Genomic DNA, 13,242 nt, shown 5'->3' with positions numbered 1-13,242 from the left:
CTATCCTTTCTACATCTATAATCCTACTCTACCCATTCTGTTTATTATTACATCTATCATTTCATCTATTGTTGTTATCATCCTTGCTGACGCATTATAAGCGTGCTGATATTTAACCATATTTGTAAGTTCTTCATTTTCACTTACTCCTGATACTGACATTCTATTCATATCAGCTTGTAAAGCCAAAGTAGTCTGGCTTGAATATGTGTCCTTCGCCTCTTTTGCATCTACTCCTAACACTGAAGTTATCATGGATTTTATTATATCTTCCGGATTTCCTTTTCCAAGATCCAATGTCTTAAATTTACCGTTTACGTTTTGTTTTATAGTTAATCTTAACTCGCCGTTTCTGATATCATATAAATCCTGAAAGTTTTTAGTATCACTTTCTGATTTGCCTGCACCTATGGCAAGCTTATTTATAGCATTTACTATATCCGGATTTACTGTTATATTTCTTGCATCTATTTGATCTGATGTTCCTGATATTGTGAACAGATCAAGTCCCTTATCTCCGTTAGAATCAACACCTTGTTTGTGTATTCTGTTAGCTTCTCCTGCAAATGATTTTACAAACTCATTTAATGCTCTTACATAATATGGTATACCTTTTATAGTGTTCCCCATAGAAGGATCCCCGAAGCTGTCTCTTTGTTGCAACAATGAACCTAATCTTCCTCCAACTGTATTCATATCCAACTTTCTATGATCAGGCCATGTAAGTTTAGTAACTTTAACATTTTTTAAATCTTCACTTGGAGGTATATTATTTTTTTGAGAAGTTTCATATAAAGGATGATGTTGATTGGACGTAGTCTTTATATCCACTGATTTATCATGATCTACCAACAATGTACCGTCCATTTCGAGTTGAAGTTTTTCTATCTTTTGCCCTGCTTTATTTGTAAAAACTGATTTGTTAATTCTTACATTAGCCATTTCTGAAAGTTCATCTAAAAGTATATTTCTTTTATCTCTGAGGTCATTGGCTTTTCCACCTTCAGATTCAGCTTCCAATATGTTTTTATTAAGTGCAGCTATTTGTTTTGTCTTTGTATTTATTTGTGTTACTAATGAATTTACCTCTTCATCCGTATCTGATATCAACTGCTCAAAACTGTGTATAGCTCTATTTACATATCTTGTAAATGTAAGAGCCGTCTGTATGAAATTGGCTTTTGCAGTAGGGTCATCTGAATGTTTTATAACGTCATCCATGGATTTGAACAGGTCATTTAATGCCTTTGTAACCCCATTGCCGTTAGGTTCTCCAAATATATCTTCAACTTGCTTTAACGATATATTCTTTTCTGACCAATAACCTTTTTTAGTCATTTCGGAACGATATTTTATATCTAACAACTCATCTCTTATTTGTTGTATATGCTGCATTGTTACACCTGTGCCAAGCCATTTCCCGTTATCAACTTTAGTAGGATTTGACGTAACTTGTGTAGCTCTTTGTCTCGTATATCCCGGTGTATTTTCATTAGCTATATTATGACCTATTACATCTAATGCTCGTTGTGCTGCAAACAATCCTGAGATTGCTGTACCGAAACCGGAAAAAGTTGATCTCATAATAAACTCCCTTTATTTTTAATATTTTAATACTTTATGTCAAAATATGAATCTTGTTCAGTATTGCTATATGTTTTTTTATTAAATTTTGTATTTTTATAAGTATTTGGTACTCTATCTCCTCTTATAAGATTATTGGCTATCTCTATCTGCTCTAAAACGAATACAATCATATCTTGGTTTATATTATTTTTTTCTTGCAGTATCTCAAGATTATATTTCAGTTCTTCTGCCAAAAGTGCTAAAGATACTGACATATCAAGCGATAATTCACCTATAACCTGACTTATATGAGTTATTTTTTCATTCTTCTCTTTTTCAAGCTTCTTTATATAAACATCTCTCTTTTTTTCAAGTTGTATAATCTCTCTTGCAAATTGTTCTTCCTTATTTGTCAAATCCATTAAAGAGTCCGTATCATTATTTTTTATAGCATCAAACTTAAAATCTGCCGTCTTTATTAACTCTTTTGTAAGTTCCAATTGTCTTTTAAATGTTTGCAATATATCTTCATATTCTTGATTATTCATAATTACCTCGCAAATTTATAAGTTCGTTACAAAAAATAGCCCTCATTTTTATGGAGAGGGTTATTATATGATGTTTATAATATTAATAATTCACTTCGCCTAACAACATGGCTCTGGCTACTTTTACCGAATCTACCACATATGTTCCATTTTTTATTTCATTTTTTATATGTTCCACTTTTTCTTTTCTTACAGGCTCTACGCTTTTAAGCTTTTCCATAGCAGTTGCAAAATCTTTTCCTGTTTGTGATATTTCTATATCAAAATTTTTATTTATCTCATAATTATTGCTTTTTTTTGTTACCTTTTTGTAGTTGTTATATAATCCGCTCACCGGAGATGTGTTATTTATCTTCATAGCAATTCCTCCTTCATTTATATAATTTATATCGCCATTTTAAGTAAAAACTTAATAATTTTTTATATTATTAATATAAATTTATCTAAATTTTACAATAAAAGCAAAAAATCTATAAGTTAGTATAAATAAAGCTAACTCATAGATTTTTTTAATTAGTCTCTTGAATAATATCCTATCTTTTTATCCATATCTCGTTTCAAATCTTCTCCTGCAAGTTTCAGTTCTTTTGCAAACTCCAATTTCTTGCATGCTTCACATAATCTGCCTGATCTTATTGATTTTCCACAGCTTTTGCATCTTAAAAGATTATTTTCTTCTTCTACAACTTCCAATCTTTCTTCTCTTAACAGCTTGAATATTATTTTTTCATCTACTCCTGTTGCTTCCGAAACATCCTTTATATCTGCTCCCGGATGTGAATATAGATATTCTCTTACTATTTTGAAATCTTCATCTATTTTTTTTTCCATACATCTTTTACAAAGCTTCTCTCCTTGTTTCGATGCAAAACTTCTTCCACATTCAACACAGTTTTTTAATTCCATTTTTCATCAGTCCTTTTAAATTCGTATTTAAATTAATAAATTATGTATTTTTAGCTATCAGAAAAAATATAGATATATTTTTAATAATTTATTAAAAAATTTTTTCAATACAAATACAAAATATCTTCAATTTATAATTTTGTAAACAAACTATTTTATGTTTATGAAATATATTTTATACGTTATTATAAGTAATTGTCAAGCATAATATCAAATTTATTTTAATGACGCTCGTGATAAAAATATGATTTTTATCTTTGTTTTTGCATTTTTATTTTTTATAGATTTGCAAAGATTTAATGCTGTTGCACCTGTAGTTAGTATATCATCGACTATTAACAAGGTCTTACCCGACAACTTTTCATCATATTCGCTTTCAAATGCGTCTTTCATCTCTTCATTTCTCTCTTTCAGATGAAGAGTATACATATCTTTTGTTTCTTTTATTCTTTTTGATACTAATATTTGTGGTTTTTTTGTAAATTTGCTCAAATGTTTTACTATTAAATCCACTTGATTATATCCTCGTTGCATGAGTCTTTTTTTGTGTATTGGAACTGATGATATGAAATCAAAATCTATATTATTTTTACATATAAGATCGTATAATATGCTTGCAAAATATCTTGCCAAATACGTCTTTTGAGAATACTTTATCTTGTGGATGAGATTTTTCATAACTTCATCATATATCGTAGCTATTTTTATGTCATCTATATATTTACTTTTCAACAATTCTATAACTTCTTTATCATAGCTGACATTTTTATCATACAAAAATTTTATATTTTGATAGCACTTATTACACAAAGATAGTGTATTTTGCCTGCTTATCGGTTTATCACAGTTTATACAATATATATTTTTAGGAAATATCAGCTCCATATCTCACCTTTACGATATATTTTTAGTTTTAATATAGATATGTTTCAGTCCAGCATCTTGTAATCTTTAAACATTTTCAACTTCTGCATAAGTGTTGAATTTCGTTCTTCTTCGTATATATTATCTACCATTTTTTTGATATTAGAATTGCTGGATATTATTATGAGCAATTTTTTTGCTCTTGTTATAGCCGTATACAATATCTTTCTTGTCATCAGCATAGGAGCAACGGAATGTATAGGCAATATCACACAGGGATATTCCGAGCCTTGTGATTTATGCACTGTAAGTGCAAAGGAATGTTCCAATTCATCCAATTCATCAAAATCATATGTCGCTTTTTTCCCGTCGTCAAAATTTACTGTTAAAAACTTCTCTCTCAAATTCACACTTTCTATAGTTCCTGTATCTCCGTTAAAAACTCCGCTACCTTCTTCTTTGTCGCTTATCCATTGTTTTTCATAATTATTTTTTATATGTATCACTCTGTCATTTTCTCTATATATTTTAAATTGTGTCTTATATTCGTTTTTTACAGGATCTTTTGGATTTAATGCTTCTTGAAGTAATTTATTCAAATTTTGCGTACCTATTTCTCTTTTTTTCATTGGCGTTATTATTTGAATGTCTTTAGGTGTTATATCATAATACTTGGGTAAACGCTGAGTAATGAGTTCTACTATAAGTTTTTCAATAGAATTTTTATCATTTCTGTTCATTATAAAAAAGTCATTGTCTTTATCATTTGTAAGTGGCATTTTACCTTCATTTATCCTATGCGCATTGACTATTATATGACTTTTCATGGCTTGTCTGAAAATCTTGTTGAGTTTTATACAAGGTATTATTTCGCAGTTTATTATATCTTTCAATACATTACCTGCTCCCACTGAAGGCAACTGGTCTTTATCTCCAACAAGTATCAAATGTGTGCCGTTTTTTATAGCTAATAAAAGACTTTGCATAAGCAATATATCTACCATAGAGGTTTCATCTACTATAATCACATCTGCTTTTATAGGTTCATCTTCATTTTTCAAAAAATGCTCCTGCATATCATCACTGCTGTAATTCATTTCAAGCAATCTGTGTATTGTACTTGCATCTTTATTGGTAGCTTGAGCCATACGTTTTGATGCTTTTCCTGTAGGCGCACACAGTTTTACTTTTTTCCCTATTCTTTCAAATATTTCTATTATAAACGAAAGAGTAGTCGTCTTTCCGGTACCCGGTCCTCCGGTTATTATCAATATATTGTTGTTTACAGCCATTTTTACACTTTTTATCTGTTCCTGCGAAAAATCTATATTGCTGTATTTTATTTGTTCTTGTATCAATTCGTCCAATTTTTTTTCATCTATTTTTTTGTCCTGATATGTGGCAAGTTCTATGAGTTTTGATGCCACAGTAGTTTCTGCAAGTGCATATCTGTATAGAAAAATCTTCATATCATCTTTTTCTATACCATCAATTATTATTTGTTTTTTTGCATATAAATCGTAGGCTATTGATAATATCTCATCTTCATCATCAAAATCTATAAGCTCTTTCATATCACTTTTTAACTTAAAAAACGTAGTGTATGTATGTCCTTCATATGTAGATTGAGTAAGTGAATAAATTATAGCTTGTATCTTTCTTTCGGTGGAATCAAGGGCTACTCCCATTTTTTTTGCAATTTCATCAGCTTTTTTAAATCCAATTCCCTTTATATCATCACAAAGCCTATATGGGTTGTTGGAGAGTATCTTCAGAGTATTTTCATTGTATGTGTTATATATTTTTATGCTTAAAGTCGTGGACAAATCATATTTTGCAAGTTGTATTATTATATTTTTCAACATCATTTTTTCGTTATATGACGTTATTATTTTATCTAATTTTTTACTGCCTATGCCCTCTATTTCGAGCAATCTTTCAGGTGTTTTTTCTATTATATCTAAGGTTTTATCTCCAAAAACCTGCATTATCCGCCTTGCAAATTTTTCTCCTATACCTTCTATTACTCCTGAAGCTAAGAATTCATATATTCCTTGCTCATCGTCAGGTTTTAGTGGAATAAAAGAATTTACTTTGAATTGCTCCCCATATATTCTATGTGTTACATATTCGCCTGTTATTTCTATATTATCTCCAATATCAACAGCAGCAATCGGTCCTGTCACTACAACTTCACTTTTGTCTCCAAGTCTTACAGTTGCAACTGTATATTCACCATCAAATGAAGTATATCTTATATCTACTACCTTTCCGGATATTTTTTCCTCCAACTCATACCCTCCTTTCCATATGACATAATTTTTGTATTTAAAACATTAAATCGTTTTGCAAAAAAAATTTATTATAATTCAAATATATTTGTGTTTTATCAATTTATTATAAACTCTATATAAATTAAGATATGCTCAAATTGTTTTGCAAGCAAGATTTCTAAGACTTTTATAAATATCTGAATACATTTATAAAAAAATTTCCACAAGCAAAATATATTTGAGCATTATATTAAAAAATATCTATTTTAAATTAGATAATAGTATTATTTTATAATAAATAGTGCTAAAAATCAACAAAAAATTTATTACTCAGGCTTCCTTAAAAGTTAAAAACATAAAAAATATTAATATTATTTGCAAATCTTAAACTCCCAATTAAATATTGAAATTTTAAATAAAACTTGCTATAATACATCATATATTAAATTTATTTACACACAAATTTTTAAAATGCGACATCTATTGTAAACACACCTGTTTTTTTAAATCATAGTAACATATTTTTTTATTTTATATCAGGAGGATAATATGGGATTATTCGGTTTTGGAAAGAAAAAAGAAAAAGTTGAACTGAAAGCTGTTGTTGACGGAATAATAAAAGATTTAAAAAATGTGGAAGATGAAGTATTCTCAAAAGGATTTTTAGGCGAAGGTCTCGCAATAGTTCCTAAATCTAATAATTTTTATGCACCTGTAAGCGGTGAATTATCATCAGTTTTCCCAACAGGACACGCATTCGGTATTAATACCGATGACGGTGCAGAAGTACTTATCCATATAGGTATAGATACGGTACAAATGGAAGGCGACGGATTTGACTTAAAAGTTGAACAAGGTCAAAAAGTAAAAGCCGGAGATTTATTGGTAGTATGTGATGTAGATAATATAAAAAGCAAAGGATATAAAACAGATACTATATTGATCATAACAAATAGCGATGATTTTCCGTCAGAACAATTGGTAACTGAAGGTACCGAAGTAAAAGCAAATGAGATTTCTGTAATAGCATTTAAATAAAAAAATACAGTTTTATATGTATGTGAAAAAATAATACTAAACATTAATAAAAAGTGCATTATAATTATTACACTTTTTATTAGTGTTTTTTTTGCAACAAATTTTATAGTCTATAATAGCATTTATACTAATATTGCCACAAATAGACACCATGTTCAAATCTCTTAAAGTTATACTTTTTAGCATATCTTTTTTGAAGAGTATTATATCTTATTTTTCTATTTTGCACTGTTATTTTATAGAAGTTTAGTATTAAAAAACATATGTTTATCAGATAATAACACTACAATATTAATCAATAAAACTCTTTTTATGCAAAAAAAAGATACTGTCTTTTGACAATATCTCTATCTTGATACGCTATTATATTTTTTATATTCTTTATAGCTTGTGTATTTATGCTTATATGTTGTAGATGAATCATTTCTACCTTTATAAGATACACCATTTTTTCTTGAAGTGTGCTTTTGTATATTGCTTTTTCTTGTTTTTGATATGCTACTCATATCTCCTGACATTTTTTTTCTATTGTCTTGCACATGTTGTTTTTCTACCACATTCTTAGAGAGATGTATATCATCTTCTACCGCAAGTATGACATTTGAAAAAAAGCCACTATATACATTGATAAAAGCACCCATTAATAAAATCATCAACGATATTAATAAAAACCAAGATATCCATTCTTGCAAAATATACACCTCCTCATTAAAATTTAACATAATTCTCAGTTTTTCTGTAAAATTTTATTAAGTAATAAAATATTTTTTACAATTTTGAAAAATATAATCAAACCTTAAATTTTCCTTAACTGTTTTTGTATTATCTCATAAAAAAAACTTTTTTTCAAGTAGAATTTTTAATTTTTATAGTAAAAATTTATTATTTAAGTGGTTATATTTTTTACATTTTTTATAACTATTGATATAGTTCCGTTATCATCCGGCACAAATTCTATCTTTGAATCATCACCGTAATAATCTATAGGCACATTTATTTCTATACCCGTTTCTGTTGTTATCTTCTGCCTTTGAAATTTTGTTTTGAGTAGTCTTTCAGGTACTTCTATCTTTTCTCTTCTTTGTATCCCTGATTTTTCCAATGTATTTTCATATATTTTTTTGAGTTGCTCAGTTTCTTCAAACGCTTTTTGCATAACAGAATCTACGCTTATAACACCTTCATCAAGAACTGTATCTTTTACAGCTTTTTTTATTTTTGCTTTTTTTTCTATATCATCGCCTATATACTTGTCTTCCAAATTTTTTGTAACTTTATTGAATATATCCAATTTTTCTTTTTCTGAACGGCTCGTTTGCAAAAGCAATATATTATCTTGTAATATATTGCTTTTTTCTGCATTTATCTCATACTTTTTATCTACCAGTGCTATATCAAAACTTATCAGGTTTATTATAAAACCTTCATCAGCCTTATGCTTATTTGTAGTGAATAATGAAGATTTTTGTGATATATAGATATTATTTGTGTCATTTAATTTATCAACTTGTGATACGAGCATAGTTTTGTGATTATACTTAAATATTCCTAAATATGGCTGTTTTTCCATCTCAAAAAGAACTATTATTAAATCTCCGGAGGGAACCGGTACATTATCTGTAATTATTTTAAAATACTCGTCTATAATATTCTTACTTTTAATCTTGAAATCTGATAAATTTTCGCTCAACTGCAATATATCTTTATATGCCTTACTACACTGCTCTTCATCCTCTATAAATCTTGCCCATTTCATATCTTTAGATGAATAGAGATTGTATATGGTGTTTTCTATAAACGTTATTGTTATATCATCATCTTGTTCTACATCATAATTAGATATAAGCGGTGCATCCATGTTGGAATTGAGTTCACATAAATATGCACCTATTAATTCCATCTTCGAAAGTTCAAACATATTTATTATATCCTTATTTAATTTATAACTATATTAACAAACTTTTAGTGTCCAACCAAATTTATCTTCTATTTCCCCTCTTTGTATACCTGTTAACGTATCATAAAGATGTTTTGAAATTTCACCTATTTTATTATCATTTATAGTCATTACTTTATCTTTATATTTAAGTACACCAACAGGGCTTATTACAGCTGCCGTACCTGTACCGAACACTTCTTTCAATTCTCCGTTTTCATAAGCGTCTTCCACTTCTTGTATAGATATTCTTCTCTCACTCACTTTTTTGCCTTCTTTTTTTAGAAGTTCTACCATCGATTTTCTTGTTATACCATCCAATATACTTCCGTTTATTTCAGGTGTAACAACTTCATCTCCTATTACAAAAAATATATTCATAGCTCCAACTTCTTCAATATATTTTCTTTCCACTCCGTCTAACCACAATACTTGTGAATAATCGTTATTATGTGCATTAACTTGTGATTTAAGGCTTACAGCATAATTTCCTCCTGTTTTAGCCATACCCATTCCACCACGAACAGCACGCACATAATTATCTTCTACATATATTTTCACAGGATTAAGTCCACTTGAATAATAAACTCCGCTCGGACTTGTTATTATAATAAATTTATATTGTGTACTTGAATTCGCACCGAGTTGTGGTTCAGTAGCAATAATGAAAGGTCTTATATAAAGACTTGTACCTTTTGAATGAGGCACAAATTTTTCATCTATTTGTATTAATTTTTTTAACGCCTCCAAACAAAATTCTTCATCAAGCTTAGGTATGCAAAGTCTGTCATCAGAAATGTTAAGTCTTTTAAAATTTTGCTGAGGTCTGAAAAGCAATATCTCATTTTTTTCAGTTCTATATGCCTTCAAACCTTCAAATGTAGTCTGTCCATAATGAAAGCACATCGTAGACGGATATAAACTTATAGGTGCATAAGGTACTATTCTCGGATCGAACCAACCTTTTTCCACAGTGTAATCCATGACAAACATATGATCCGAAAATCTTTTTCCAAAACCGAGTGTAGACTCATCTTCAGGTAAATTCGTAGGATTTTGTGTAAGTTCAATTCTTATATCTTGCATAATAAACTACTCCTTTTTAAAAAACTTATATAAATTCAGATTAAATAATATTAATAACTCATAAAATTGATTCGCTGTTGTTCATAATTATATACCTTTTGAATGTTGAAATTTATTAAAATAACTGAAATAATTATCAGATAACAGCATAATTATTATATATTTATACATTAATATTTTTTGAAATATCATCTATTAAAAAAATTAATACGGCATATAAAAATATTTTTTAATTATACCACAAGAGACTTGTTTTAACAATAAACTTAGCAAACAAAAATAAACTGTTTTGTAACTATAAATTTTCTAATTGTATATAAAGTACAAACTTCAAAAAACTAAATGTTTATATCAAAGAAAATATTGAAATTTATAAAAAACTCGTATATACTGTGTTTAACAAATTAAAAAAATAATTTTATTAGGAGAATTTTATGGAATTTAATATAGATATGTTTTTTATGTGTCTTTTCATATTTTTGGCAAGAATCTCTGATGTCACTTTCATGTCCATAAGAACAATACTGCTTACCAAGGGTATGTCCAAATTAGCTGCTTTTATGGGTTTTTTTGAAGTAACTATATACATAATTGTACTTGGAAAAGTAGTAAACTCACTTGACAATCCGTTTTATCTCATATCCTATGCACTCGGATATGCCGCAGGTAATTTTATAGGCTCAAAAATAGAAAGCTTTTTAGCTTTTGGAGATGCACAGATGAGAATAGTATTGCCAAGTTCGCAATATAGTGTAGTAGATGATTTGAGAGGCATGGGTTATGGTGTTACTGTTTTCAGGGGAGAAGGTAAAGACGGAGAAAGAATAATGCTTATGATAAACTTGAAAAGAAAGCAAATAGGCAATATATACGACTATATAAAAGCAAAAGAAATAAAAGCATTTGTATCTACCAATGATATAACTTCATATGCTGGAGGATACCACAATGTCAATAAAAAAAATAATTTGCTAAGAAAACTGAAAAGATAAGAAAAAATACAATACGGATAAATTTCTGTATTGTATTTTTTTAATATATTACTTATACTTAACGTTATTTAATGCTAATTTCCAATAGAATAATGGATAATTTATATTAATAATTCTATAGACACTATTGTATTTTATTAAATTTACAAAACACTATTTTTCTATCGTCTATTGGATTTTTAGTATAGGATATATCAAATTATTTTCAGTCATTTTTTAGCAAGTTTATTGTATAAATATTCTATTGCTTCTTCATATCCTGCTATTCCTTTGCCATATATTCTTTTTTCACAATACGTCCCTATATATGATATTTTTCTGAAATCTTCCCTTTCATCTATATTTGATATATGTACTTCTACTGCAGGTAATTGTACCGCTTTTAATGCGTCTAATAATGCTATAGAAGTATGAGTATATGCTCCGGGATTTATTACTATACCGTCCATAGTTTCATAGGCTTGTTGTATTTTTTCAACCAATTCTCCCTCATAATTGCTCTGACAGGATATTACTTCTATACCCAATGATTTCCCTTTTTCTATAACTTTCTTTTCCAACTCTTCAAATGTTTCATGCCCATATATACCTTTTTCTCTTATTCCCAACATATTCATATTGACACCGTTAAGCACTAAAATTTTCATTAAATTCCCTCCAAATATCAGCTGATGTGCGTTCTATATTATCATTATCTATTTCAAAATCTGCAAAATCTTCGTATAAACTATGTCTTTGCTCATACAATTTTTCCAATGCATTTATACCGCCTGATGATAAAGGTCTGCCATCAACAGCCAATTTATCGAGTGGTCTTTTTATATAATATATTCTTGAATTTTGTTTGAGCGACAGATAATTTTCATAATCAAGTATGCTTCCTCCACCCGTAGATATTATTTGATTATTCTCTTTACCTATTCTTGATATTACTTCTTTTTCTTTTTGTCGGAAATATTCTTCTCCATAATCTCTAAATATCTGAGATATATCTTTTCCTGTTTCTCTTTCTATTATTTCATCTATATCTACCGATTTTTTGCCCGATATTTTTGATATTTCCTTGCCTATTGTTGTTTTACCGCTTCCCGGCATACCTATTATCACTATATTGGATATATTTTTTTTCAAATTTTCTATGATTTTATCTTCAATGTTCGCATCATATTTCTTACCTGTAAACAATTCCGCCGCTTTAACAGCTTGTGCAACAAGCATTATAAGTCCATTTGATGTTTTAATTCCTTTTTTTTCAGCTTCTATCAAAAGCCTTGTTTTGACAGGATTATATATGACATCACATACACCCTGCAAATTGTTAAATTTTTCTATATCTACAAGAATTTTTAAATTATTGGGGTACATCCCTACAGGTGTACAGTTAATAATTATTTCGCTATCGTAAAACTTATCATAATCATCAAATTTTATATTTCCTTTTCTTGAGACAAATGTTATTTTTGATGCCCCAAGGTATTCAGCTGCTTCTCTCGCCGTATCAGATGTAGCACCACTGCCTAATATCAATACTTTTTTATCTTTTATATCTATTTGTGACTTTTCAATCATCCTTATAATTCCATAATAATCCGTATTATATCCACACAGCTTGCCATTTTTATTTATCAGTGTATTTATACATCCTATTTTTTTCGCTGTATTAGATAATTCGTCACAAAACTCCAAAACTGTCTTTTTATACGGCATTGTAACATTAATTCCTTTAAACTCTCTTGACTTTATAAATTCTTTTGCGTCTTGCTCCTGTTTTTCTATAAATGTATAATCATAATCGTCAATTTGACTATGTATTGATTTTGAAAAGCTGTGTGTAAGACTTTTCCCTAAAAGACCGTATTCAATCATAAAACTCCTCAAATTTATCATATACTACTGAATCATCTAAATTAGAATATGCTCGGTATATTAAAAATTATCTGTTTTTATTAAATAATAGTGTAATAAATTAAAAAATAATTGTTGTGAAATTTTATATATTATGAATTGAATTTATAATATATTCAACTCAATAA

At 28.5% G+C, this 13,242-nt stretch carries 13 protein-coding genes; 2 read left to right on the top strand and 11 right to left on the bottom strand.

The window, feature by feature from the left end; translation table 11 throughout:
• Positions 1 to 15: 15 nt before the first annotated feature.
• The 6 genes from flgK to recD2 form a co-directional block, all read right to left on the bottom strand.
• Positions 16 to 1,584: a flagellar hook-associated protein FlgK gene (flgK, locus tag HMPREF9630_RS00250; RefSeq protein WP_009526540.1), complete on the bottom strand. Its 1,569-nt coding sequence runs from the start codon at positions 1,582 to 1,584 to the stop codon at positions 16 to 18.
• Positions 1,585 to 1,610: 26 nt separating this feature from the next.
• On the bottom strand, positions 1,611 to 2,114 hold the full coding sequence (locus HMPREF9630_RS00245) for a flagellar protein FlgN (RefSeq protein WP_009526539.1): 504 nt from the start codon (positions 2,112 to 2,114) through the stop codon (positions 1,611 to 1,613).
• An 82-nt stretch (positions 2,115 to 2,196) separates the two neighbouring features.
• Positions 2,197 to 2,472, bottom strand: coding sequence for a flagellar biosynthesis anti-sigma factor FlgM (flgM, locus tag HMPREF9630_RS00240; protein ID WP_009526538.1), 276 nt, complete (start codon positions 2,470 to 2,472; stop codon positions 2,197 to 2,199).
• A gap of 155 nt (positions 2,473 to 2,627) precedes the next feature.
• Positions 2,628 to 3,020: a flagellar protein gene (locus tag HMPREF9630_RS00235; RefSeq protein WP_009526537.1), complete on the bottom strand. Its 393-nt coding sequence runs from the start codon at positions 3,018 to 3,020 to the stop codon at positions 2,628 to 2,630.
• 216 nt (positions 3,021 to 3,236) lie between these two features.
• Positions 3,237 to 3,905, bottom strand: a complete 669-nt coding sequence (locus HMPREF9630_RS00230) for a ComF family protein (RefSeq protein ID WP_009526536.1) — start codon at positions 3,903 to 3,905, stop codon at positions 3,237 to 3,239.
• A gap of 44 nt (positions 3,906 to 3,949) precedes the next feature.
• Positions 3,950 to 6,175: an SF1B family DNA helicase RecD2 gene (recD2, locus tag HMPREF9630_RS00225; protein ID WP_009526535.1), complete on the bottom strand. Its 2,226-nt coding sequence runs from the start codon at positions 6,173 to 6,175 to the stop codon at positions 3,950 to 3,952.
• Positions 6,176 to 6,706: 531 nt separating this feature from the next.
• Here recD2 and HMPREF9630_RS00220 point away from each other — a divergent pair.
• Entirely contained in the window at positions 6,707 to 7,195 is a 489-nt protein-coding gene (locus HMPREF9630_RS00220) for a PTS sugar transporter subunit IIA (protein WP_009526534.1), read from the top strand.
• A gap of 347 nt (positions 7,196 to 7,542) precedes the next feature.
• On the opposite strand, the gene HMPREF9630_RS00215 is transcribed toward HMPREF9630_RS00220, so the two are convergent.
• From HMPREF9630_RS00215 to HMPREF9630_RS00205, 3 genes are all read right to left on the bottom strand, one after another.
• On the bottom strand, positions 7,543 to 7,896 hold the full coding sequence (locus HMPREF9630_RS00215; RefSeq protein ID WP_242822847.1) for a hypothetical protein: 354 nt from the start codon (positions 7,894 to 7,896) through the stop codon (positions 7,543 to 7,545).
• Between the two features lie 185 nt (positions 7,897 to 8,081).
• Positions 8,082 to 9,113 (bottom strand): nucleoid-associated protein, encoded by a 1,032-nt coding sequence (locus tag HMPREF9630_RS00210; RefSeq protein ID WP_009526532.1) that lies wholly within the window; start codon positions 9,111 to 9,113, stop codon positions 8,082 to 8,084.
• Positions 9,114 to 9,146: 33 nt separating this feature from the next.
• On the bottom strand, positions 9,147 to 10,217 hold the full coding sequence (locus tag HMPREF9630_RS00205) for a branched-chain amino acid aminotransferase (RefSeq protein ID WP_009526531.1): 1,071 nt from the start codon (positions 10,215 to 10,217) through the stop codon (positions 9,147 to 9,149).
• Between the two features lie 434 nt (positions 10,218 to 10,651).
• On the opposite strand from HMPREF9630_RS00205, the gene HMPREF9630_RS00200 reads away from it, so the two are divergent.
• Positions 10,652 to 11,209 carry a DUF2179 domain-containing protein gene (locus tag HMPREF9630_RS00200; RefSeq protein WP_009526530.1) on the top strand — a complete coding sequence of 186 codons (558 nt, stop codon included), beginning with the start codon at positions 10,652 to 10,654 and terminating at the stop codon, positions 11,207 to 11,209.
• Between the two features lie 209 nt (positions 11,210 to 11,418).
• Here HMPREF9630_RS00200 and aroQ read toward each other — a convergent pair whose 3' ends face one another.
• Both aroQ and HMPREF9630_RS00190 read right to left on the bottom strand, forming a co-directional pair.
• Complete coding sequence (gene aroQ, locus HMPREF9630_RS00195; protein WP_009526529.1) at positions 11,419 to 11,856, bottom strand: type II 3-dehydroquinate dehydratase; 438 nt, start codon at positions 11,854 to 11,856, stop codon at positions 11,419 to 11,421.
• Positions 11,837 to 13,075 (bottom strand): shikimate kinase, encoded by a 1,239-nt coding sequence (locus HMPREF9630_RS00190; protein ID WP_009526528.1) that lies wholly within the window; start codon positions 13,073 to 13,075, stop codon positions 11,837 to 11,839. The genes aroQ and HMPREF9630_RS00190 overlap by 20 nt, the downstream gene beginning before the upstream one ends.
• Positions 13,076 to 13,242 lie beyond the last annotated feature (167 nt).

This window comes from Peptoanaerobacter stomatis (assembly GCF_000238095.2).
Classification (GTDB): Bacteria; Bacillota; Clostridia; order Peptostreptococcales; family Filifactoraceae; genus Peptoanaerobacter; species Peptoanaerobacter stomatis_A.
This window is presented reverse-complemented; position numbering and strand designations above follow the sequence as displayed.

Coding starts and splice junctions, on each gene's coding strand:
- flgK (WP_009526540.1), bottom strand. CDS start 1,584: ATGAGATCAACTTTTTCCGGTTTCGGTACAGCAATCTCAGGATTGTTT.
- HMPREF9630_RS00245 (WP_009526539.1), bottom strand. CDS start 2,114: ATGAATAATCAAGAATATGAAGATATATTGCAAACATTTAAAAGACAA.
- flgM (WP_009526538.1), bottom strand. CDS start 2,472: ATGAAGATAAATAACACATCTCCGGTGAGCGGATTATATAACAACTAC.
- HMPREF9630_RS00235 (WP_009526537.1), bottom strand. CDS start 3,020: ATGGAATTAAAAAACTGTGTTGAATGTGGAAGAAGTTTTGCATCGAAA.
- HMPREF9630_RS00230 (WP_009526536.1), bottom strand. CDS start 3,905: ATGGAGCTGATATTTCCTAAAAATATATATTGTATAAACTGTGATAAA.
- HMPREF9630_RS00220 (WP_009526534.1), top strand. CDS start 6,707: ATGGGATTATTCGGTTTTGGAAAGAAAAAAGAAAAAGTTGAACTGAAA.
- HMPREF9630_RS00210 (WP_009526532.1), bottom strand. CDS start 9,113: ATGTTTGAACTTTCGAAGATGGAATTAATAGGTGCATATTTATGTGAA.
- HMPREF9630_RS00205 (WP_009526531.1), bottom strand. CDS start 10,217: ATGCAAGATATAAGAATTGAACTTACACAAAATCCTACGAATTTACCT.
- HMPREF9630_RS00200 (WP_009526530.1), top strand. CDS start 10,652: ATGGAATTTAATATAGATATGTTTTTTATGTGTCTTTTCATATTTTTG.
- aroQ (WP_009526529.1), bottom strand. CDS start 11,856: ATGAAAATTTTAGTGCTTAACGGTGTCAATATGAATATGTTGGGAATA.
- HMPREF9630_RS00190 (WP_009526528.1), bottom strand. CDS start 13,075: ATGATTGAATACGGTCTTTTAGGGAAAAGTCTTACACACAGCTTTTCA.